This is a genomic window from Eubacterium sp. BL-380-WT-2B (genome assembly GCF_009696115.1).
GTDB lineage: Bacteria > Bacillota > Clostridia > Eubacteriales > Eubacteriaceae > Eubacterium > Eubacterium callanderi.
In genome coordinates, this window is record NZ_VUMP01000003.1 from 43966 (window position 1) to 65896 (window position 21931).

Annotated in this window: 20 protein-coding genes and 1 pseudogene; 18 read left to right on the forward strand and 3 right to left on the reverse strand. The window is 44.3% G+C overall.

The annotated features are described in order from the left end of the window. Window positions 1-89 precede the first annotated feature (89 nt). From FYJ53_RS06250 to FYJ53_RS06275, 6 genes are all read left to right on the forward strand, one after another. The gene (locus FYJ53_RS06250; protein ID WP_013379663.1) at window positions 90-1040 is read left to right on the forward strand and encodes a 2-hydroxyacid dehydrogenase; all 951 of its coding nucleotides are present in this window, start codon (window positions 90-92) and stop codon (window positions 1038-1040) included. 7 nt (window positions 1041-1047) lie between these two features. Further along, window positions 1048-1653 carry an FMN-dependent NADH-azoreductase gene (locus FYJ53_RS06255; protein WP_013379664.1) on the forward strand — a complete coding sequence of 202 codons (606 nt, stop codon included), beginning with the start codon at window positions 1048-1050 and terminating at the stop codon, window positions 1651-1653. Window positions 1654-1775: 122 nt separating this feature from the next. Then, entirely contained in the window at window positions 1776-2492 is a 717-nt protein-coding gene (locus FYJ53_RS06260; RefSeq protein ID WP_013379665.1) for a GTP pyrophosphokinase family protein, read from the forward strand. Between the two features lie 153 nt (window positions 2493-2645). Next, window positions 2646-3857, forward strand: a complete 1212-nt coding sequence (locus FYJ53_RS21775) for a 5-bromo-4-chloroindolyl phosphate hydrolysis family protein (protein ID WP_154557201.1) — start codon at window positions 2646-2648, stop codon at window positions 3855-3857. Window position 3858: 1 nt separating this feature from the next. Next, window positions 3859-5010 (forward strand): toxic anion resistance protein, encoded by a 1152-nt coding sequence (locus tag FYJ53_RS06270; RefSeq protein ID WP_013379667.1) that lies wholly within the window; start codon window positions 3859-3861, stop codon window positions 5008-5010. Window positions 5011-5117: 107 nt separating this feature from the next. Next, window positions 5118-7919 carry an ATP-binding protein gene (locus FYJ53_RS06275; protein WP_243143958.1) on the forward strand — a complete coding sequence of 934 codons (2802 nt, stop codon included), beginning with the start codon at window positions 5118-5120 and terminating at the stop codon, window positions 7917-7919. Between the two features lie 51 nt (window positions 7920-7970). On the opposite strand, the gene FYJ53_RS06280 is transcribed toward FYJ53_RS06275, so the two are convergent. Continuing rightward, the gene (locus tag FYJ53_RS06280; RefSeq protein WP_154557202.1) at window positions 7971-9101 is read right to left on the reverse strand and encodes an aldo/keto reductase; all 1131 of its coding nucleotides are present in this window, start codon (window positions 9099-9101) and stop codon (window positions 7971-7973) included. 384 nt (window positions 9102-9485) lie between these two features. Here FYJ53_RS06280 and FYJ53_RS06285 point away from each other — a divergent pair, with 384 nt between their 5' ends. The 9 genes from FYJ53_RS06285 (at window position 9486) to FYJ53_RS06325 (ending at window position 15404) form a co-directional block, all read left to right on the forward strand. Next, window positions 9486-9743, forward strand: coding sequence for a hypothetical protein (locus tag FYJ53_RS06285; protein ID WP_154557203.1), 258 nt, complete (start codon window positions 9486-9488; stop codon window positions 9741-9743). A gap of 8 nt (window positions 9744-9751) precedes the next feature. Further along, on the forward strand, window positions 9752-9922 hold the full coding sequence (locus FYJ53_RS06290) for a hypothetical protein (RefSeq protein WP_154557204.1): 171 nt from the start codon (window positions 9752-9754) through the stop codon (window positions 9920-9922). 542 nt (window positions 9923-10464) lie between these two features. Beyond that, window positions 10465-10635 carry a hypothetical protein gene (locus tag FYJ53_RS06295; RefSeq protein WP_154557205.1) on the forward strand — a complete coding sequence of 57 codons (171 nt, stop codon included), beginning with the start codon at window positions 10465-10467 and terminating at the stop codon, window positions 10633-10635. Between the two features lie 291 nt (window positions 10636-10926). After that, entirely contained in the window at window positions 10927-12372 is a 1446-nt protein-coding gene (locus tag FYJ53_RS06300) for a hypothetical protein (RefSeq protein ID WP_154557206.1), read from the forward strand. After that, a complete protein-coding gene (locus FYJ53_RS06305; RefSeq protein WP_154557207.1) occupies window positions 12369-12623 on the forward strand; it encodes a hypothetical protein in 255 nt (84 codons plus the stop codon). Before FYJ53_RS06300 ends, FYJ53_RS06305 begins: the two co-directional genes overlap by 4 nt. A gap of 18 nt (window positions 12624-12641) precedes the next feature. Continuing rightward, window positions 12642-13397 (forward strand): zonular occludens toxin domain-containing protein, encoded by a 756-nt coding sequence (locus FYJ53_RS06310; RefSeq protein WP_154557208.1) that lies wholly within the window; start codon window positions 12642-12644, stop codon window positions 13395-13397. A 27-nt stretch (window positions 13398-13424) separates the two neighbouring features. Then, on the forward strand, window positions 13425-14183 hold the full coding sequence (locus FYJ53_RS06315; RefSeq protein ID WP_154557209.1) for a hypothetical protein: 759 nt from the start codon (window positions 13425-13427) through the stop codon (window positions 14181-14183). Next, window positions 14180-14365, forward strand: coding sequence for a hypothetical protein (locus tag FYJ53_RS06320; protein WP_154557210.1), 186 nt, complete (start codon window positions 14180-14182; stop codon window positions 14363-14365). Before FYJ53_RS06315 ends, FYJ53_RS06320 begins: the two co-directional genes overlap by 4 nt. 10 nt (window positions 14366-14375) lie before the next feature. Further along, window positions 14376-15404, forward strand: a complete 1029-nt coding sequence (locus tag FYJ53_RS06325) for an IS30 family transposase (RefSeq protein ID WP_154557211.1) — start codon at window positions 14376-14378, stop codon at window positions 15402-15404. A gap of 96 nt (window positions 15405-15500) precedes the next feature. Here the strand turns inward: FYJ53_RS06325 and FYJ53_RS06330 are convergent. Both FYJ53_RS06330 and FYJ53_RS06340 read right to left on the reverse strand, forming a co-directional pair. After that, window positions 15501-16847, reverse strand: a pseudogene (locus FYJ53_RS06330) (M20/M25/M40 family metallo-hydrolase). Between the two features lie 71 nt (window positions 16848-16918). After that, window positions 16919-17683 (reverse strand): DeoR/GlpR family DNA-binding transcription regulator, encoded by a 765-nt coding sequence (locus tag FYJ53_RS06340; protein WP_013379671.1) that lies wholly within the window; start codon window positions 17681-17683, stop codon window positions 16919-16921. A gap of 186 nt (window positions 17684-17869) precedes the next feature. Between FYJ53_RS06340 and FYJ53_RS06345 the strand changes: the two genes are divergently transcribed. The 3 genes from FYJ53_RS06345 (at window position 17870) to FYJ53_RS06355 (ending at window position 21891) form a co-directional block, all read left to right on the forward strand. Continuing rightward, window positions 17870-19540, forward strand: coding sequence for a ribulokinase (locus FYJ53_RS06345; RefSeq protein ID WP_038353526.1), 1671 nt, complete (start codon window positions 17870-17872; stop codon window positions 19538-19540). Window positions 19541-19722: 182 nt separating this feature from the next. Next, window positions 19723-20421, forward strand: a complete 699-nt coding sequence (gene araD / locus FYJ53_RS06350) for an L-ribulose-5-phosphate 4-epimerase (protein WP_013379673.1) — start codon at window positions 19723-19725, stop codon at window positions 20419-20421. A gap of 87 nt (window positions 20422-20508) precedes the next feature. Further along, complete coding sequence (locus FYJ53_RS06355) at window positions 20509-21891, forward strand: sn-glycerol-1-phosphate dehydrogenase (protein WP_013379674.1); 1383 nt, start codon at window positions 20509-20511, stop codon at window positions 21889-21891. Window positions 21892-21931: the final 40 nt, after the last annotated feature.

Consider the following 21931-nt stretch of genomic DNA (forward strand, 5'->3'; position numbering starts at 1 on the left):
GATTGGTATAAATTTATCCTTAAAAAGCATGCGGGTTTGTATTATAATAAGCTTATTAGGATTAAATAAGGATTCGGAGGCAACGAGCGATGAAGATTGTAATAATGGAACCCCTCGGCATTACAGAGGATGCACTGCAGACATTGAGCATGCTGCTCCGTGCGGACGGGCATGAGTTTATTGCTTATGAAAACCGGGAAACCGACACAGAAAAGCTGATTGAGCGGGTAAAGGACGCCGATGTTGTCGTACTGGCCAACCAGCCCTTTGGAAAAGAGGTTATTGACGCCTGCAAAAATCTAAAGCTGGTGGATATTGCCTTTACAGGGGTTGACCATGTAGATGTTGCCGCCTGTAAGGAAAGGGGTATTATTCTGTGCAATGCGGCGGGCTATTCGACCAATGCGGTGGCCGAGCTGGCCTTTGGGCTTATGATTGATGTCTACCGCTATATTGTGACTTGTGACCACGAAACGCGTAATGGCGGAACCATCGGAGGCTTGATCGGCCATGAGCTCTGTGGCAAAAAACTGGGAATCGTAGGAACCGGCGCCATTGGCTTAAAGGTGGCAGAAATTGGAAAAGCTTTTGGATGTGAGCTTTTAGCCTACAGCCGGACCGTTCGCTCAGAGGGTCTGGAAATGGGTATCAAGTATATGGATTTAGAGGAGCTCCTCAAGCAGAGCGATATTGTAACGCTTCATATTCCTGTAAGTCCAGAAACACAGGGACTGATCAGCCGGGATATGCTGGCGCTTATGAAACCCGAAGCCATTATAATCAATACGTCGAGAGGCGGCGTTATTGACAATGAGGCGTTGGCAGACGCGCTAAAAGAGGGAAAGGTGGCCGGTGCAGGTATTGACGTTTACGAGGAAGATCCGCCGCTGCCAAAGGACTACCCGCTTTTAAGCGCACCGAACACGGTTTTAACACCACATGTGGCTTACGCCACAAAAGAATCCCTGTACAAGCGAGCAGTCATTGTGTTTGATAATATTCGCTGCTGGCTTGAAGGGAATCCACAGAATAGGGTATAGGTAAAAAATGGAAAAAATATTAGTTGTAACAGCCAGTCCCCTGGCTGAGGATTCAGTCAGCTGCAGACTGGCAGATATTTTTATGAAAAACTATCAGGCGGCGCATCCAGAGGATCAGCTTAAGCGTATTGATCTCAGCCGTCTGGAACTTCCCGAGATTGACGAAGAGCTGATTGCTTATTTTAATGGGCAGTCTGACGGAGATAATGGCGTCTACACAGAAATCGACGACCTTTGTGAAGAATTTATGACGGCGGACAGAACTGTTTTTGCACTGCCGCATTGGAACCTGATTGTTCCGCCGAAGATGGTCAGCTACTCACTGGCGGTCATGCGCGCAGGCAAAAGCTTTCGCTATACAGAAAAAGGGCCGGTCGGCATGCTGGAAAATAAAAAAGCTTTGATTTTGCTGGCCAGCGGCGGTACCTGTAACACCGATAATCCCATCATGCACTGTTATGGTGTGGACTGGCTTAAAGGAATCCTTGGACTGTGTGGGATTAAGGATGTCTCTGTGCTTTACGCCCAGGGCATGGAGGAATGTCCGGATAAAACACAGGAGATCGTGAATAATGCCTGTTTAGAGGTTGAAGCCTTCTCAAAAGAATGGTAGAATAAAAGCAGATGCGAAAAAAGCGTCTGCTTTTTTAATTTATTTTATGAAAAATTAAGCGAAAGATATTAAAATAGAGTTTGTTATTGAGATTGCTTTATAATCACAACAGGAGAGATAGTATGCTAAATACAAAAATAACCGATAAGACACCCATGGTGGATATACTAAAGAAGGTTGAGGCAGAGGTATTTGTTGGAAACGATACCACAGACCCCTATGAGGTGGCTCAGGCTTTAATCAAGGAATTATATGATTTGGAAAATACCTTTACAGCAGCGATTAAGGAGGTTCGTACGAAGCTTGAGATTCTGAATGACGAGTTTCAGTCTACCCACGAGCGCAACCCGATCCACACCATCCAGTCCAGAGTAAAATCGCCCAAAAGCATTGTTGAAAAACTGGACCGCAAGGGGTTTGACCTGAGCGTCCAGTCCGCCCGGGAAAATCTGGATGATATCGCAGGGATTCGTATCATCTGTCCGTATATTGAAGATATTTACGCTGTTAAAAATCTTTTGAAGGCGCAGGATGATATTGAGCTTGTCCGTGTTACCGATTATATAAAAAAGCCAAAGCCCAACGGCTACCGAAGTCTGCATTTAATTTTAAAGGTGCCGGTGTTTTTTTCTGACCATAAGGAGATGGTCAAGGTAGAGGTTCAGATTCGGACCATCGCTATGGATTTCTGGGCCAGCCTGGAACATCAGCTTCGTTATAAGGCTGTGGATTCTGCCAACATTCCGGAGTCTGTGGCCCGTGAGCTGAAGGAGTGCGCAGACACCATTGCAGAAACCGATGTGAGAATGCAGGATATCCATAATCAGGTGATCCGATAAAAATACAGCCGCCAGAAAGCCGCGTTAGCCTCTGACGGCTGTGTTTTTGTTTAATAAAACCTTGCAAACCGCCTGTTTTAGCAATTTCAAATTGTTATTTTAAGTGTTATGGGATATAATTGTTTTACAGCATGAATATTATGGAGGAAAAAAGTGTCTAAGAATGATTACTCCAATCTTGGCGAGGAAATTAAATCCATTGTGAAGGAAGCCATAAACTCGACGGATTTTAAACAGCTCAACAAAAATATAAGCAATACGGTGAACAGCGCACTGGAAGAAGTAAAAAAAGGTGTGCAGAGAGGTAAAGCCGTATGGTATGAAACAAGTGCCAGGATTGACGATGAAGAAGAAACAGAAACAGAGACGCAGGTGGTAGAGCGGCCGCTGCGTGCACCGGTGGCAAAGTCACCGGCTGGTAAAATATCCAGTATCATTATGATGGTCCTGGGGTACTTTGGGATAGGATTCAGCGCCTTTGTTCTGGCGGCTGTGGGGATTGCCGTCGGTATATCCGGCAGTCTTATTGCAATGGGCGTATCCATGGGGGTGTTGATCCCCCTGCTGATTATATGCATTATCCTAGCCGTAACAGGAACAAAATCCAGAGGCCGGGTAAAGCGGTTTTATGAGTATGTGCGCACCCTTAACGGGCAGGCCTATATCTCCGTAAAACAGCTGGCATCCAGTGTTGGAAAAAATGATAAGTTTGTCGTCAAGGATTTATTGAGAATGATTCGCTCGGGCATGTTCCCGGAAGGGCGGATCAATGATGAAAAAACTTATCTTCTGTTAAGCGATGAAGCCTACGATGCTTATGAAAAATATGAGGAAGGCGTCCGTCTGCGCGAGCGTGAGGAACGCCGGCTAAAGGAAGAAGTAGAACGGCAGCAGAGAATGGAGGCTCAAAATCCGATTCTCAAAGAAACACGTTTGCTCATAGAAGAAGGCAAGGAAAGTATAGAACAGATCCGAGAGGCTAATGAGGCCATTTCAGGGGAAGTGATCTCGCAGAAGCTTGACCGTTTGGAAATCATACTTTGCAAAATTTTTGAGTATGTCGAAAACCATACAGATGAGCTTCCCCAAACCCGCAAATTTATGGGCTACTATCTGCCAACGACCCTGAAGCTGGTCAATGCCTACCGTGAAATGGACGCGGAGCCTATCCAGGGAGAGAATATCCGGAGCGCAAAGCATGAGATCGAGGAGACACTGGACACCATCAATTATGCCTTTGAAAATTTGCTCGACAGCTTTTATCAGGACAAGGCAATGGATATCTCAACCGATATTACAGTACTTGAAACCATGCTGGCCCAGGAAGGCCTGACAGAAAAAGACTTTAACACTGGAGGAAAGTAAAATGAGTGATGAAATAAAAGATTTTGAAACCGTTACGCCGACCCTGACTTTTGACCCCTTTGAGGAAGTAAAGGAGCCGATGCCAGAGACCGTAAAAGAAATAGCTGTGGAGGATGCAGCCTTTAATGAAAATACGCTGACGCCAGAAGAACGCCAAATGGTGGAAAACTTTTCACAGCAGATTGAGCTTACCAATTCCAATATGATCATGCAGTACGGTGCGGGTGCACAGAAAAAAATTGCTGATTTTTCGGAGACTGCATTGGACAGCGTCAAGAGCAAAGACCTTGGTGAAATTGGTAATATGCTCACCAATATGGTCACTGAGCTCAAAAGCTTTGACGTCCAGGAGGAGGAAAAGGGATTTTTCGGCTTTTTTAAAAAAAGCGCCAATAAGATCACGGCCATGCGTGCAAAATACGCAACAGCAGAAACAAATGTTAATAAAATATCGGAAATTCTGGAAGGTCATCAGATCCAGCTTATGAAGGATGTGGCCATGTTGGATAAAATGTACGAGGTTAACAAAACCTATTTTAAAGAACTGTCCATGTATATTCTGGCAGGTAAAAAGAAGCTGGCTAAAACGCAGAGCGAAGAGCTGCCAGCGCTGGTGGAAAAATCTAAGGCCAGCGGTTTACCAGAGGACGCCCAGGCAGCCAACGACCTGGCAGCCATGTGTAACCGATTTGAAAAGAAAATTCATGACCTTGAGCTTACCCGTATGATCTCGTTGCAGATGGCGCCACAGATCCGCCTGGTTCAGAATAATGATATTCTGATGGCGGAAAAGATCCAGTCTTCACTCGTTAATACCATTCCACTCTGGAAGAGCCAGATGGTGCTGGCGCTGGGGGTTGTCCATTCGGGTCAGGCAGCAGAGGCCCAGAGACAGGTTACCGATATGACCAACGAGCTTCTTAAGAAAAATGCCGATACCCTTAAGATGGCAACCATTGAAACCGCCAAAGAATCTGAACGCGGTATTGTGGATATTGAGACCTTGAAGCACACAAATGAATCACTGATTTCTACCTTTGACGAGGTTCTGCGAATTCAGGCTGAAGGCCGGGAAAAACGCCAGGCCGCTGAAGTTGAAATGCAGAAAATTGAAAGCGAGCTGAAGCAGAAGCTGCTGGAAATTAAAAAATAAATGCAGGGCATTGCCCTGTTTTTTTATTCGGTTTTAATGCGGTTTTATAGTATAATAAACTTAATATTAAAATCCCTTCAAAAGATATGGAAGGGAGCTTATAAAGGATGCGGATAGAGGAAAGGGAAAAGGATATGCTTGACCATTTTAAGGATATGAATAAAATGCAGGAGGTGCTGCATGAAGCACAGACAGGGCTGTGGGTTATTGAGCTGGAGGAAGGAACAAAACCCAGAATGTATGCAGACAAATCGATGTTAGACTTACTGGGTTTTACCGAAACCCCCACACCGGAGATATGTTATGAATGGTGGTATAATCGTATTGATGAGGACTATTACCCGGTAGTAGAGAGTGCAGTAGAGCGAATGGCCCAGGATGACCGGGCAGAGGTACAGTACCCCTGGCAGCATCCAAAATGGGGAAGAATCTATGTGCGTTGTGGGGGCGTCAGAGACTGGAATTATAAAAAAGGCCTGTGTCTGAGAGGTTATCACCAAAACATCACGAATACAGTGATGCTTAAAAGAGAATATGACACGATTATACAGACGCTCAGTAAAAGCTATACGGGAATCTTTTTGTGTAATCTTCAGGATAAGACTTATAAAGCGATAAAGCAGTCTGAGGTTTTTCGAAAATTACAGATGGATTTTTCGGACTATGAAGGATTCATAAAAAACTATACAATAACGGAGGTAGCACCTCAGTACCAGGAAGCTTTTTTGGAAACGGCGGGGATTGAAAACATATGGCGCCGTATAAGAAGTGGTGAAAAACAGAGTGAGGTCTTGTACCGGAATCGACAGGGCAGGTGGCGGCGCACCAAAATCATGCCTTCGTCCGAGTATTCGCCTGAGTATCCGTGGGTTATTATCGCATTTGATGAGCAAGATGTGGAGATGGAAAAAAAGATTGATGACACAACCACACAAATTGCTTTATCACAGATTTATAAACTGGTTATATGCCTGGATTTTGAACGGCTTGAGTATCACTGCATTCACTATAATGGCGAACTGCTTCATTTGCTAAAACACGGAAATTATGAAGATTTTTATCAACAATTAATTAAAATGATGCCGTTGGAGGATAAAAAGGCCTTTGATAATGTCTTTGACAATCAATGCTATGATAAAAAAGGTTATCTTGAAGGTGTCCTGAGACTTTGGAATAAAGAGAGAGAAATCCTGCATTATTACAGTTATTATGCAGTCAGGATTTTCCAGGACAATGAGGAGCGCATTATATTAATGCTGAGAAACATTGATGATAAACAGGAGGCACAACAGAGGGAAAACATACTGTCCAATTTATGCCAATGCTATTATTCCATTTACCTGTTTGATTTGGAAAACAACACCGAGGAGGCCATCTGGCAGGAAGAAGTTATTCGGAAGCGTCGTGAGTTTCCAAAAGGAAGTCTTGACACGTACTATTCAAAATTTGTCAGGGAATATGTCTATAAGGCAGATCAGGAAAAAATGTATCGTGCGGGCAGTCCTGATTTTTTGAGATATGCGCTCTCATTGGAGCAGCCGGTTTACGAGATTGACTTTCGGAGAATTTATCCAGATGGGCTTTATTGGGTACGTTCACGTTTTAGTATTGCAGAAATACGGGATGGTGAGGTGACAAAGGTCATCTTTGCCAATATGAACATCAATGAACAAAAGCTGGAAGAGATGGAACAGGAAGAGCAGAACCGAAAAGTACTTCTTGCCGCTTACGAAGCAGCAAAAACAGCTAATGAAGCCAAAAGCAGCTTTTTGGCACAAATGTCCCACGACATCCGTACGCCAATGAATGCTATCATCGGTATGTCGTCTATAGCGGCCAGTCAGATCAATAATCCTCAAAAAGTAAAGGATTGTCTGGAAAAAATCAACCTGTCCAGCAAGCATCTGCTGGCATTGATCAATGAAATTTTAGATATGTCTAAAATCGAAAAGGGGAAAATCGCTTTGGCAGAGGAACCTTTCTGCCTCAGTGAAGTGATCGAGGACATAAGCGCGATGGTCCGTACAGAGGCAGCGGAGAAAAATCATGAGTTAACAGTGATTATTAAGGATATTGAGCACAATGTACTGATCGGAGATGCTGGACGTATCCGGCAGGTACTGTTAAATCTGATCAGCAATGCTATCAAATATACCTTGAATGGCGGGGAGATCCTTTTAACAGTACAGGAGGTGTCAGGAAAAATATCGGGCTATGGAAGCTTTGTTTTTACGGTTGAGGATAACGGTATTGGAATGGATGAGGATTTTCTGGATTATATTTTTGTGCCCTTTTCACGTGCAGAGGACCCACAGGTTCAGAAGATCCAGGGAACGGGCCTGGGAATGTCCATTTCACAAAAGATAGTTGCCGCCATGCAGGGGAATATTCAGGTTGAAAGTGAAAAAGGGAAAGGAAGCCGCTTTGTTGTCACCCTCAATTTGAAAATAGAGGAAGACCATCCAGATGTTATTAAGAAACCGGCAGAGAGAGCAGATGTCCAAAAACAGAAATCAAAGGCTGCAGACAAGATAAAGCTGCTGCTGGTCGAAGATAATTCACTTAACCTGGAGATTGCCCAGACAATACTTGAAGAAAAAGGTTATCTGGTGGAATGTGCTGAAAATGGAGAGGAAGCACTTAAAATTTTTATGCAATCAGAGCCTTACACTTATCAGCTTATTTTAATGGATTTGCAAATGCCAGTCATGGATGGCTATACCGCGGCGCGTGAGATCCGTGACTGTGAGCATTTTCAAGCAAAAATTATACCAATTATTGCCCTGACGGCCAATGCGTTTGCGGAGGATATGGCTAAAGCGTTGGCAGCAGGGATGAACGACTATGTCTCTAAACCCATTGATTTTAACAAATTGATTGATGTTATTGAGAAATGTATGAATCAATAATAAAAGCAACCGTTCAGGCCTTGTTTGATAAGCCTGGACGGTTTTTGTTTATTATAAAAGCTTTTCCGCCAGCGCGGTCACTTTTTTTAAGGCCTCAGGAACATCAATGCTCTGCGGGCAATGTTCTGTACATTGGTCACAGGCAGTACACTGTGATTCCTGCTTTTCTGGGCCCAGCGCTTTATAGCCGTTGACAAAATCATTTTTGTCCTCGCCCAGCATATATTCATTATAGAGCTTGAAAAGTCCTGGAATCTCTACGCCGGAGGGGCAGTCCATACAATACCGGCAGCCAGTGCAGGGAATGGTCTTTGTTTTAGTGAAAATATCACCGGCCTTGTTGACAAGCGCCATCTCGGATTCGGATAAGGGTTCAAAATTTTCCATGGTACAGATATTATCAGCGACCTGGTCCATGGCGGACATGCCGCTGAGCACAGTGAGCACATTTGGCAGAGTGGCAGCATAGCGCAATCCCCAGGAAGCCAGACTTTTATCTGGTTCAGCTTCTTTAAGAACAGCAGCCGCCTCATCACAGAGGACTGCCAGGGTGCCGCCGCGCAGAGGCTCCATGACAATACATGGAAGACCATGTGCATCAAGAATTTCATACTGGCGCTTGGCATTCTGAACATTCCAGTCCACATAGTTTAACTGAAGCTGGACAAAATCCCAGTCGTAACGTTCAACCAGCTCCTCCAGCTTTTCCGGAGAGCCGTGAAAGGAAAAGCCTAGATGGCGGATCTGTCCGTCAGCCCTGCGCTTCAGCAGATGTTCCATAATGTTACAGTCATCATAGACTTTGAAACTTTCATCCGAAATCGCATGGCAAAGGTAAAAATCAAAATAGTCTACCTGACAGTTTTCTAACTGCTTTTCAAAGATCTCATCGACATCCTTTTCCTCTTTTACCAGAAAACCTGGCATCTTACTGGCAAGATAAAACTGATCCCGGGGATATTTTTTCAGAGCTTTGCCCACAAAGGGTTCAGACAGCCGCTGGTGATAGTTAAAAGCTGTGTCAAAATAGTTAATGCCATGTTCAAAGGCATAGTCAAAAAGTGCCTGCGCGGCCACTTCATCAATCTCCGGTCTGTCCGGGTTGATTTTTGGCAGGCGCATACAGCCAAAGCCTAAAATTGAGATAGCATCTTCAGTGTTTCGGTACTTACGTTTATACATTCTCTCCTCCTAATTATGTAAACCTGTTCTTATGATAACGCTGTAAAACAGAACTCGCAAGCGGTTTTTATATAATTTTAAAAAAGAAAAGTTTTATAATGAAATTACAAAGTACTTAAGAGGTTGTGCTCTTTACTTTGAATAAACTTATAAGAGGTACTGGTAATGAAAGCAAAAGATGTTTATATTGTCGGTTATACGGTTCAAGGACTTTGCAACAGAAGTTGAGAGAACGCCATCTTTTAATCTCCTTCATTTGGGTTACGCCGATGGTTATGAAGCTTGTGTATTCACGGAATCAGCCCGACGAGTCTCTGAAAATTGAGACGAAACCCGGTAGCGCTATACCGGGTCGCTGATAGAGCAGAAAGGAAAAAAGAAAATATGAACTATTATTTCGCAGGATATCAGATTTTAAATTTTGAAACCAAAGACGGAGGACGCATTGACGGCTTTAACATCTTCCTCATGTCCAAAGACGACAACGTCAAAGGACAGAAAGCCGAGAAGAAATTCATCTCCCGAGCCGACTACGACAGAATGCGTGTTAACTTCGACGCCTTCGTCGGCAAGAACGTCACGATTTTCTGTGACCTTAAAGGCCACCCCGTTTTGATTCAGGAACACAAGACCGCGGCTTAAGGACCGCCATGGACAAAGCAGAAAAGAAAGCGTTACAGGAACGCTACAACGATATTTCACAGATGGCCTTTGAAGCCTTTGCCACCTACTACCTCTGTGACGGCATCTTAGAAGAAATGCTGGAAGATCACCCCTTTCTCGCCCCCGCAAGGGCCATACAGGAACAGGTGAAAAATTAGGCAAGCTTGGCAAAGCGTACTTGCCTGATTTATTCACCTGCCCCACGCCGTCGGCGTGGCCGGATTGGAACTACAGGAGGCACTATGAATATTCAATTAATTTTTCTTATGCTTGGAGTGGTCGTAGGTTTGATATTCGCCTATAGAGACTGGTTTTAAGCTACAGGAGGCACCATGATTGTATTAGCAGTTATTAGCTTAGTTGTCGCTGTTTTAGGCGTATCCTTTATAGCTTTCAAAATTTTTATAAATTATTATCCACATCGCTGAGTACGGGAGGTAATATGACAACCCTACAAATAATGACCATAGAAGCAACCATGGCAGGCCTGATCTTCGGCGGCGTACTCGCCGTACCCGTGACCCACATGCTTTCAAAGATATTTGACAGGTTTTAACATGGAACTACAGTTTTTTAATCTATTCATTCACTTCACCATCTTAGGCTTTTTTGGCAGCTTAACCCTCTGGGTGGTCGCATTCTGCGGCTATCTGATCTTTAAAGCCTTTTGGAATTCCACGCACTGAAAGGGGGTGACACCATGAGCGAAGGTTTAACCACTGCGATTACTGAAATGACCAAGTCTTTTACCGATGCTATTTCGAGTTTACAGGCTCCGGTACTCGGCATCTTGGGTGCTGGCGTAGCCATTGTTGTTGTCTTTGCCGTCTACAAGATCGGTAAGAAAGCATTCAACAAATCCACATCTTAACGCACTCATTAAAAAAGCCTGTCGGCCTTCCTGTTTAGGTTGGCAGACAGGTTTTTTATATTCTCCATATTATTATTATCATAATGACAATGAGGATGAAAAATAAAGCTTTGCTAAGTTTATTTTGATACGCCATATCATGTAGCTTTTTAAAAAAGTCGCTATTTGTATGATTTGCTCCAATTATTAGCCATATTACAATAACAAGCAAAAGCATAATAATGATTGAAAGTAGTTTCATTTTTTCACCTCTTTTTGTTTATTATAACATCTATTGAAAGGATTTAAAATATGGAATTAAAAATAAAAAGAAATGTTTCTTTAAAAGTTATTAGTGTTTTGTTAAGCTTATTAATAGCTATTATGCCGTTCTTTCAACCAAAACGGGTACAAGCAAATCCTTTAATAGTTGGCGCAGCTTGCATAGCTTCTATTCTTTTAGGAATGAAAGCGGCGGGATATGCGAATAATATTATTCTTACTCCCGAACAAATGACAGCTACCAATGAAGAGCTAACTGCTAACCTACAGGCTGTATTTCCAGACCCCACTGAATATAACAAACAGCTTAACGCTCTCCAAAACCTCGACAACGATTTAAAAGCCGGAAAAGACATCGACTGGAGCAAATACAGCGGGAAAGCCCTGTACGCCGTCTTAAAAGGGGTGGTAGATGTAGTATGGCCAACGATTCCCGAAGACGAATCCCAAGGCCGAACCCTCTTAGGAACTTATGGGAACAACCGTCTTTATGTTACTCTTAATCCAGAAACGACAGAAGGTATGTGGCCTACTATAAAAATACCGTACTTTCCGCTAACAGGTTGGTACTTCGAGGATTATGGTTCATATAAAAATTGTATTGTTAACAATGTTATAGCAAAAGATGGTAAACGCTATGCCGGTTTCTATGTTGATATTGTTGGCAGCAGTAATTATCGTATTAATAGACCGGGTTCATTTGGTTTTTCGTTTTTTGTGTCTCCTTTTCCGGATTGGTCTGTTGGTTTAGATAATGATCTTATTCTTACAAAATTTTTAGGTTTAGCAACAGGTGATCAAACGTCTATTTATCGACCTGATTTTAAAAACAAGTTACCAAACAAAGTAAAACTCCCAACCCGCCTGCCCCAAACAGTCATAAATAATATTACAAACTACATTGACGGTTCGACTGAGAATCTGATTGTAAACCCTACCCCTGACGAGCTCCCGCAGTTGCCCGAGGGCTACAACCCGAACACCGATGACCTCCCAGACCTCCCCGGCTACGAAGATGTTACACCCGATCAGCCCGGAAGCGAAGCCCCCGAGCCCACACCAACCCCGACACCGCCGGAACCCACACCCGAATACAACGGGGACAAATGGGTCAACCCCATCGGTGATTTCATGGATGGTCTGTTAAAGTTCATGAAAGCCGCCTTTGTCCCCACGCTGTCTTTAAACCTCGACGCCCTGAATAGCATGCCCGACAACTTAAGCGAAAAGTTTCCCTTCTCCCTGCCCGGTGATCTAATCCGCCTGTTTGGAATCTTTCAGGCCGAGCCCGTCCCCTTCGCTTTTGATTGGGAGGTCGATTTCACCTCGGTCGGCGCCGGGAAGATTCCTATCAAAGGGGACTTGTCCATGTTTGACGAGTACGCCCCACTGTTCCGCAATCTGGCTTTTATTGCCTTTATCATCGGCTTAGCGTGGAAAACCTTTGGCATGTTCTTTGGAGGTGGTGACGAATGATCGCAGATTTCTTCATTCTGATTATCAACTTCTTAATTACGCTCATCTGCGGGATTATCGCTTGGATTGTCAACATTCTGCCCACCTCCCCCTTTACGGGCATTACCCTTGACGTCCCGTCTGAGTTCATGGGCTACGTGAACTATTTCCTGCCCGTCAATCTCATGATGCCCGTACTCCTTGCCTGGGGAACCTGCATCGTGGGCTATAAGTTTATCAAGTGGATTATGCACATTCTGAGAATCGAATAGGAGGTACAAAAGACAACCATGTCAACCAAATGTTACACCGGAACCCCCGGAAGTGGAAAAAGCTTACACGCTACCCGAAATGTGGTCGGCTGGCTCGAGGAGGGCAAAAACGTCATTGCGAATTTTCCCATCAAAGTCAACGAGATCAAAAAGAACCGGGGACACTTTTTCTATTTTTCCAACGATGATATCACTGTCCCCCTTCTCATGCAGTTCAACCGCACCATGCACGAACCCCGGAAGATGGGACAGACCCTGCTGGTGATTGATGAAGCATCGGTTAAATTTAACAGCCGTACCTGGAACGCCAAGGATCGCCTGGACTTTCTGTCCTTCTTTGCCCAGCACCGCCATTACGGCTATGATATTATCCTTATTCAACAGAACCTGAACCAAATCGACAGCCAGATCCGGGCACTGGTGGAAATCGAGGTACACCACCGTCACGCTAACAATTACTGGCTGTACCGCTGGCTCCCCTTTCAACTGTTCATTGCGGTCGAGCGCAATACGGCCATCAAGGACAAGAACAGCGCCGACTTTTTTACCTACTCAAAATATTACGGAGGGCTTTATGATACGTTTTTTGAATTCAATCCTGCGCTTGCTGTTAAACCTACAAAGATTATTCAAGATCAGATAAAAAGCGGCGAGATCGTGCGTATTGGCGGTGAACCCGCAAAGATGAAACTTACGTCTAAGAAAGCGGCCCCGCACGCTGACCGGAAGTCCTCGGGAGAGGAACCCGGACGGCGGGCGGAGCCCGCTACTTGACATAAGTCACATATTACGGGAAATTGTATGCAGACGCAAAGAAAAAATGTCGTACAGATCAAAAAATTTGGTGAAAATAATTATAAGATTACCATCTGCAAACAGCTTATAAAAGGCAAGAAAGACCAAAAGCAGACTGTAAAGAAAGGACAAGGTAAACATGATAAAAAACTAGCGCACTCCCTTTCAAGGACAAAATCACAGGTTTTAGAAAAAGCATTGTGCAATGATTGGAATTGGTTTGGTACTTTTACCCTCGACCCAAAAAAGTACCAGCGTGATGATCTGGACACCTTTATAAAAGACCTCAGTCAGTTTATCAGAGATCAGCGGAAGAAACGCCAGATAGACATCAAGTATCTGCTCATACCAGAATTACACAAGGACGGTAAAAATTGGCACATGCACGGTTTACTCTCAGAAATTCCCTGTCAGGACATGGAACCCCACCCGCTTAAAAAGCTCTCTGAAAAAGGCTATATTAGCTGGGAAAGCTACCGTCAAAAGTTTGGCTTTAACTCGCTGGGGCCGATCCGGGATAATGTCAAGACCGCACTTTACATCACGAAATACATTTCAAAGAATTTAGACACAACTAGTATTGCACTTAACAAAAAGATGTACTACTGTTCCAGAGGTCTTAAAACCGCTGAGAAGATCAAAGAAGGTCAACTTACCAAGCCCCTTGACTTTTCCATGGCTTTTGAAGGGCTGTATTCGAAATCCACCTTTGTCGATAGTATCGACTGGTTCAAGGATTATTTTAAGGAGTATGAAAATTTATGAAATATCTTAGAGTTTTGGAAGAAATCACGCACTCAGAAAATTTATACCAATTGTATTATCTAAAAGGCTATCTGGCAGGCTTAAAGGACTGCAATTATATTAAGCCGAATGACTACCGCCAGTTAGCTCAGCACATTGAAAAAAAGAAAATCGAACTGGAGGCTTTACAGTCCTCCAGATAGGAGGACAAAAATGAAAAACAAATATTTTACCGAAGAGGAACGAATACAGCTTGAAGGCTATCTTAAAGCCAACATGCCCAAACGGGAAATTGCTAAAAATTTAGACAAGTCCCTCAAGACTATTTACAATGAAATCAAGCGGGGCACCATCGCCCTTTTGAACTCTGATCTGATCGAGTATGAAACCTACTGCGCAGACTTCGCACAGTCCGACTTTTTGGAAAAACAGAAAAACAAAGGCACACAGCCAAAGGTACTGCGTGATCAGGAGCTCCTGACACTCATTCAGCACAAGCTTATAAAAGAGCAGTTAAGCCCAGACGCTACCATTGGAACACTACGCAAAGAACACCCGGAAAAAGATATTCCCTGCACCACAAGCCTTTATTATGCCATTGACAAGGGCTATATTCCCGGTGTAACAAACAAAAACCTACCTGTGAAAGGGCTCAAAAAAAAACGGCCAATAAAGCGCGTTAAGCGGAAATATCAAGTCAAACAGTGTACCAGCATTGAAAACCGTCCCGAGGAAATCCTTGACCGTCAAACCTTTGGTCACTGGGAAATGGACTGCGTTGAATCCCTGAAGAGCGATCAGCAGTGCCTGCTTGTCCTTACCGAACGTAAAACCCGGGACAGCATTGTCTTTCGCATGTCCCGAAAAAATGAAGCCAGTGTCATTCAGTGTCTGGACATTCTTGAGCGGAAGTATAAGCACAAATTTAAAAAAATCTTCAAAACCATTACCATGGACAATGGCGCTGAGTTCAGAAACCCAGAGGGAATAGAAAAATCGCTTTACACCAAAAAGAAAAGGACGGCAACATACTATTGCCATCCTTATACCGCCTGCGAACGGGGCAGTAACGAGAACTATAACCGCTTTATCCGAAGATTCATCAAAAAAGGTGAAAAAATCGCTGATTTAAGCTTACATTACATTAAGCAGGTCATTGATCGTATTAATCACTACCCGCGGAAAATCCTCAATTACTGCTGTTCTGCTGAGCTTTTCGAGCTTGAACTCTCTAAGCTTTAAACTTTTTTCAAGAATTTTGTAATTTTATGTTGACATTCACATAATTTTAAAAAATAAAAAAGACACGAAAGTAAAAGCCTCTGTGTCTTTTGAGATTTACCGGTAATTTTGAATAAACGTGGTGTAAAAAGTAATGGCCCGGCCCAGGTTTTCAATGGAAATACGTTCATTGATGTTGTGCATGGCATCACGTTCACTTTTAGTGACCTGAACAGGGGTAAAACGATAAATATTTTTTGATACAATATCGTATTTACGCGCGTCTGTTCCGCCCAGTGAAATGGTCGGCGTCGTTTCTGCGCCAGGGAAGATAACAGAAATACAGGCTTCCAGATGCCTGTAGGCTTGGGTATCAGTTTCCGAGAATGCAGAAGGGGGATGATTCATCAAAATTTCAAAATCCGGTTTTTTCTTGCCACAGAGCCTGGTGATATGCCGGATCATATCCTCCACAGTATCGCCCTGGAGTATACGGCAGTTTAAAATAGCAGATGCCTCTCCTGGAAGTACATTAGCCATATCACTGCCCTGCAGAATGGTTGGAGCAATGGTGCTTCTTATCATGGCGTTTGTCATGGGTACTTTTGAGAGCTCTTTATAGAGCGCAGGCTTTAAAAGCTCGATATGGTCGTAAAAACGACGTCTTTTACCATGGACATCCGGTGAGACCTTTTTGAGCAGCTGTTTAATCGGCTCGGTGAGGTGCGGAGGCATAGGATGGTCTTCGATGCTGACCAGAAGCCTTGAAAGATGATAGATGGCGCTGCCCGGTGAAGGCACAGCGGAATGCCCGCCCTTCTGTGAGAAGGTAACCCTTAAGTTGGCCTGCCCTTTTTCGCCGACGCCGACAGTCGCCATTGGGCGGTTAATCTGCGGGAAAAGATCTTCAATACACATTCCGCCTTCATCCAGCACACAGTCAAATTGAATATTCTGCGACTTGAAAAAGGAAGCGATCCGGGAGGCGCCAAGGTTTCCGCCAACCTCCTCATCAAATCCAAAGGCGAGATAAACATCACGCTCAGGCTGCTACTCCATGGTAATAAAGCGTTCCAGTGCTTCGAAAAGAGCAATAATTTGGAATTTGTCGTCTAAAGCACCGCGCCCCCAGATATAGCCATCGGCAACAGTACCGCTGAAAGGCGGGTAGGTCCATTTCGATTCGCTGCCCGGGGCGGTCGGAACAACATCATAATGCCCCAGAAAAAGCAAGGGCTCTGCATCGCGGTTTTTACCCTTCAGGCGGTAAACCAGTCCATAATTATTCACACGGGTGTGCTCAAGATGCTCGTGGCAGATAGGGTAGGCCTCCTTCAAGAAGACAATAAAATCATCGAAAGGCTGATAGTCTGGTACACGTCCGGGCCTGTTGGAAATTGTTTTTATTTGAATGGCCTTTGAGAGGTTCTGGATTGCTTTATTGAGCGTAAGGGTTGTATTCATGGCGTCACATCCTTTGACAAAATTAATCCTAATGCTATTATAGCATATTTGCGAATTTGCGAAAACGAAAATTATGCCAGAATGATCTCAACACCCATATCCCGGTATAGCTTTACAATGTCAGGGTCTGCGTCAGAGTCTGTGATCAGTGTGTCGCCGGATTTTAATTTTCCTACACAGACAAAGTCATCCTTTCCAAGCTTGTCGGAATCGGCCATAATCACAAGTTTCTTTGAGATTTCAGCCAGCACTTTATACAGTCCGATTTCCACCAGACTCCCGTGGTGCAGAGAGCCGTCTGTGCCGATGCTGGTTACACCGATGTAAGCTGTTTCAAACTTAAATTCCCGGATCATTCCCTCTGCAAAACTGCCGGTTGTTGCCAGGGTGTTACTGCGCAGTTCACCTCCGATGATGATAATGGATATATTTGTGCGCTTGCTGAGCTCAAGGGCTGTGTTGAGACCATCGGTCACAATAAGCAGACGTCTGGAATTGTCCAGCTGCCGCGCCAAGGTAAAGACAGTGGTGCCGGAGCTCAGAAAAATCTTCTGACCGTCTGAAATCATGGCAGCGGCTCTTCTGGCAATGCGCTCTTTATGTTCGGTATTTGTGTTTAAACGCACATAAAGAGGTTTTTCCAAAAGAATATCTGTATTGTTTAAGACAGCACCGCCATGTGTTCTGGAAATTTTTCCTTCATTCTCCAATTTATCAAGATCTCTGCGAATCGTCATTTTGGTAACGCCAAAAAGATTACAGAGCTGTGAAACCTCTACACTGCCGTGTTGTTCCAAAAGTTGTAGAATTTGTTCCTCTCTTTGTTCTTTTAACATCGTTTATGTCTCCTTTATGTGCTCTTTTGTGTCACTTATCTATAGAATAAACCATTTTAGGATTAATTGCAAGTAGCTTAAAGGTAAACGGTTGACTTCTATTATGAAATGTGCTATTATACAAACATAAAGTATCCAAACGAACATGTTAAAGGTTCATTTAAAACATGAGGAGGAATAACAAAGATGGCAAAGTATGTAATCGGTATCGACTTCGGTACGCTCTCCGGTAGAGCAGTTGTGGTCAATGTAAAAACAGGGGAAGAAATTGGCTCGGCATTTTACAATTATCCGCATGCGGTAATGGACAGAGAGCTGCCGGATGGCACAAAGCTGCCAATGGACTATGCACTCCAGCATCCGCAGGATTACCTGGACGTTTTCAAGAACGCGGTTCCGGAAGTTTTATCACGCACACAGGTAGACCCGGCAGATGTTATCGGCGTAGGGGTTGACTTTACAGCATGTACAGTCTTGCCGGTAAAAGCTGACGGCACACCTATGTGCTTCTTAGACAAATATAAGAACGACCCAATGGCGTATGTTATGATGTGGAAACATCATGGCGCTCAGAGCTATGCCAATAAACTGACTGAAATTGCAGAACAGCGCGGAGAAGATTTTATGGCCCGCTATGGCGGCAAGGCGTCATCTGAATCCATGACACCGCGTCTGTGGCAGATCTGTGTTGAAGACCATGAATTATATGAAGACATGGATTATTACATTGAAGCTGGCGACTGGGTAATCTGGCAGCTGACCGGAAAACAGACCAGAAACTCCTGTGCAGCAGGCTACAAGGCTTTATATCACAAAGTAGACGGTTATCCGTCAAAGGATTTCTATAAAGCACTCGACCCACAGTTTGAAAATGTGGTGGAAGAAAAATTAAACTGCCCAATCTCACCGATCGGCAGCAGAGCAGGCGAAATTGACACAAAGGGTGCCGCGCTGACAGGCCTTAAGGTTGGTACCGCTGTGGCCATTGCTAATGTCGATGCCCATGCAGGTGTACCGGGTGCCATGAAACAGGCTGGTCCGGACCAGATGCTCATGATCATGGGGACATCCACCTGCCACATGCTGATCTCTAAAGAAGAAAAAATTGTGCCCGGCGTCTTTGGCGTCGTTGAAGATGGTATTCTGCCAGGTTATTTTGGATACGAAGGCGGACAGAGCTGTGTAGGGGATCATTTTGCATGGTTTGTTGACAACTGCGTTCCTGAAGAATACGCTAAAGAAGCAAGAGCACGCGGCCTAAACCTGCATCAGATTTTAACCGAAAAAGCTGAAAAAATGGCGGTCGGTGAAAGTGGACTCATCGCGCTTGACTGGTGGAACGGCAACCGTTCCGTCCTCCTCGACAACGACCTGACGGGTATGATGCTCGGTATGACACTGCAGACAAAACCAGAGGAAATGTACCGCGCATTAATCGAAGCAACCGCTTATGGTACCAGAGAAATCATTGAAAACTTTGAAAAATGCGGTGTAACGGTCAATAATCTGTACGCAACTGGCGGCATTGCCATGAAGAATGCCATGATGATGCAGATCTACGCCGATGTTACCAGAAGAACGATCCGCATTGCGGGCTCCGAGTATGGCCCGGCCCTTGGCGCTGCGGTTATGGCTTCTGTAGCAGCAGGCGCTGCTGAGGGCGGCTACGATTCTGTATTTGAAGCTGCTCAGGTTCTGGCCAATGAAAAAGATATTCTTTATACACCAAATGAAGAAAACGCAAAAGTATATGACAAGCTGTTTGCGGAATATGCCATCTTGCACGATTACTTCGGCCGCGGCGAAAACGACGTAATGAAACGTCTGAAAGTCATCAAGGCAGAAGCAGCTAAATAGTCAGTAAAAGTCATTCCCCAAACAGGGGGAATGACTTTTTTTGTCCCAAATTATTTGTTTTTTGGAGGATTTTATCAATTTACAATTGACGAAATGTTAAAAATGTGCTATTATAAAAACATAAAGTAACAAAAAGAACATTTGAAGATCGACAGAAATTTTTAATCATTTAGGGAGGAACCATGTTAGAAGAACTGAAACAGCAAGTTTATGAAGCCAATATGCTGCTGCCGGAGTATAAGCTTATTACCTTTACCTGGGGTAATGTATCCGGTATTGACCGGGAAAAAGGTCTGATTGCCATTAAACCCTCCGGTGTGGAATACGACAAGCTAAAGCCGGAAGATATGGTCATTGTCGCGTTAGAAGATGGTAAAGTGGTAGAAGGAGACCTGAATCCATCCTCCGATACCGACACACATCTTGAGCTTTACCGTAAATTTCCGAATATCGGCGGTGTGGTACATACCCACTCACAGTGGGCGACCATTTGGGCTCAGGCAGGAAAAGATATTAATGCTTACGGAACAACCCATGCTGATTACTTCAATGGCCCGATCCCCTGCACGCGTGTTATGACCGATACAGAAATTGAGGGTGACTACGAGCTCAATACTGGCAAGGTTATTGTTGAAACCTTCAATGATATGGACATCAATCCCGATTATATGCCAGCCGTCCTGGTTAAAAGCCACGGCCCGTTTACCTGGGGGAAAGACCCGCACGAGGCTGTCCACAATGCGGTTGTTTTAGACCAGCTGGCCATGATGGCCTTCTACACCGAGCAGCTGGCTGGCGGCGCGTACCCAATGCAGGATGTGCTTTTAAACAAACATTTCTACCGCAAGCATGGCGAAAACGCCTATTACGGCCAGAACTAGAGAACCCAAATCTATGATTTTGTGTTCCTTAAAAAACAAATGAAATATCTGAATCTAACCTATTTATAAAATCAAAAGGAGAAAAACATGAGTTTTAAAGAATTATCCATTAACGAATTGATTAACCACGAGTTTGATTGCAGCTGCGGCAAAAAACATATCGCAAGCATCGAAAATATCGCCATCGGCAAAAACGCTTTAGACAAACTGCCAGGCATTATGGAAACCCAGAAATTAAAAGACGGGAGCATCCTGAGTAAAAGCGATAAGGTTTTTATCGTGGCTGATGTCAATACCTGGGAAGTAGCCGGTGAACGCGTTGAAAGTATGGTAGTGCAAGCAGGCTATCCTGTTGAAAAATATATTTTCCCACATAAGAGCATGCACGCAGAAGATAAATACGCCGAAGAAATGAAGGAACATTTACCGGCTGATACCAAGCTGATCATTGCCATTGGCTCAGGCTCTTTAAATGACTTAACCCGTTATGTCGCGTTTGGCGCGGGACTGCCGTATTATATTGTGGCGACGGCACCATCTATGGATGGCTACGCTTCAAACGTTTCTCCTTTAGTTCATAACAATCTTAAAATCACCTATTCCGCAGAATGTGCCAATGCCATCATCGGTGATACCGATATTCTGGCCACTGCACCGGATGTCATGATCGCGGCTGGTTTAGGCGATGTTTTAGGTAAATATTTAGCCATCAACGACTGGAAAATGTCTGAGCTGATCAACGGCGAATATTACTGCCCAGAGGTCGGAGAGCTGGTGCTCTACTCTGTTAAAAAATGTGTGGATACGGTGCCGGGCCTCGTGAACAGAGAATCCGACGCGCTTCAGTACCTGATGGAATCCCTGGTGCTCATCGGGATTGCCATGAGCTATATCGGTTTCTCCAGACCGGCGTCTGCCTCCGAGCATCATATCTCCCACTTCCTGGAAATGAAGTCCATCTTCAAGGGCGAATACGGCCAGCTGCACGGCACCTGTGTTGGCATGGCAACCTGCATCGTCAGCGATATGTACGCAAAATTCCTGACCATGCCTTTCGACTATGATAAAGCACGCGCGCACGCAGAAACCTTTGACTATGACACCTGGGAAAAGGAAATCAAGCGTTCCTTTGGCCTGGGCGCAGATGAAGTCATTAAACTTTATAAGCAGGTACATCAGAATGATCCTGAAGTGGTTGAAAAACGCATTGACAGCATTCAGAATAATGAAGCGAAGCTGGTGAGCCTGATGGAAGACGTGGTGGCAGATACCCAGAAAGCGCCGCAGCTGTTAAAAGCCCTCCACGGTCTTACCAGTCCGGCAGAGTTCAATGTAACAAAGGAAGAATTCAAGGATATTTTGATGTATGCCAAAGAGCTGCGCAACCGCTATGCTGCACTTCAGTTCTTCTATGACATGGGTGTTCTTGAAGAATTAGCGGATGATATTATTGAAAAATATATGAAATAAAGCTTTAATATAAAAAGGACAGACGATCGCGTCTGTCCTT

Bases quoted from the DNA above. Each gene is read 5' to 3' on its own strand.
- FYJ53_RS06250 (WP_013379663.1), top strand. From the start codon at position 90: ATGAAGATTGTAATAATGGAACCCCTCGGCATTACAGAGGATGCACTG.
- FYJ53_RS06255 (WP_013379664.1), top strand. From the start codon at position 1,048: ATGGAAAAAATATTAGTTGTAACAGCCAGTCCCCTGGCTGAGGATTCA.
- FYJ53_RS06260 (WP_013379665.1), top strand. From the start codon at position 1,776: ATGCTAAATACAAAAATAACCGATAAGACACCCATGGTGGATATACTA.
- FYJ53_RS06270 (WP_013379667.1), top strand. From the start codon at position 3,859: ATGAGTGATGAAATAAAAGATTTTGAAACCGTTACGCCGACCCTGACT.
- FYJ53_RS06275 (WP_243143958.1), top strand. From the start codon at position 5,118: ATGCGGATAGAGGAAAGGGAAAAGGATATGCTTGACCATTTTAAGGAT.
- FYJ53_RS06280 (WP_154557202.1), bottom strand. From the start codon at position 9,101: ATGTATAAACGTAAGTACCGAAACACTGAAGATGCTATCTCAATTTTA.
- FYJ53_RS06285 (WP_154557203.1), top strand. From the start codon at position 9,486: ATGAACTATTATTTCGCAGGATATCAGATTTTAAATTTTGAAACCAAA.
- FYJ53_RS06290 (WP_154557204.1), top strand. From the start codon at position 9,752: ATGGACAAAGCAGAAAAGAAAGCGTTACAGGAACGCTACAACGATATT.
- FYJ53_RS06295 (WP_154557205.1), top strand. From the start codon at position 10,465: ATGAGCGAAGGTTTAACCACTGCGATTACTGAAATGACCAAGTCTTTT.
- FYJ53_RS06300 (WP_154557206.1), top strand. From the start codon at position 10,927: ATGGAATTAAAAATAAAAAGAAATGTTTCTTTAAAAGTTATTAGTGTT.
- FYJ53_RS06305 (WP_154557207.1), top strand. From the start codon at position 12,369: ATGATCGCAGATTTCTTCATTCTGATTATCAACTTCTTAATTACGCTC.
- FYJ53_RS06310 (WP_154557208.1), top strand. From the start codon at position 12,642: ATGTCAACCAAATGTTACACCGGAACCCCCGGAAGTGGAAAAAGCTTA.
- FYJ53_RS06315 (WP_154557209.1), top strand. From the start codon at position 13,425: ATGCAGACGCAAAGAAAAAATGTCGTACAGATCAAAAAATTTGGTGAA.
- FYJ53_RS06320 (WP_154557210.1), top strand. From the start codon at position 14,180: ATGAAATATCTTAGAGTTTTGGAAGAAATCACGCACTCAGAAAATTTA.
- FYJ53_RS06325 (WP_154557211.1), top strand. From the start codon at position 14,376: ATGAAAAACAAATATTTTACCGAAGAGGAACGAATACAGCTTGAAGGC.
- FYJ53_RS06340 (WP_013379671.1), bottom strand. From the start codon at position 17,683: ATGTTAAAAGAACAAAGAGAGGAACAAATTCTACAACTTTTGGAACAA.
- FYJ53_RS06345 (WP_038353526.1), top strand. From the start codon at position 17,870: ATGGCAAAGTATGTAATCGGTATCGACTTCGGTACGCTCTCCGGTAGA.
- araD (WP_013379673.1), top strand. From the start codon at position 19,723: ATGTTAGAAGAACTGAAACAGCAAGTTTATGAAGCCAATATGCTGCTG.
- FYJ53_RS06355 (WP_013379674.1), top strand. From the start codon at position 20,509: ATGAGTTTTAAAGAATTATCCATTAACGAATTGATTAACCACGAGTTT.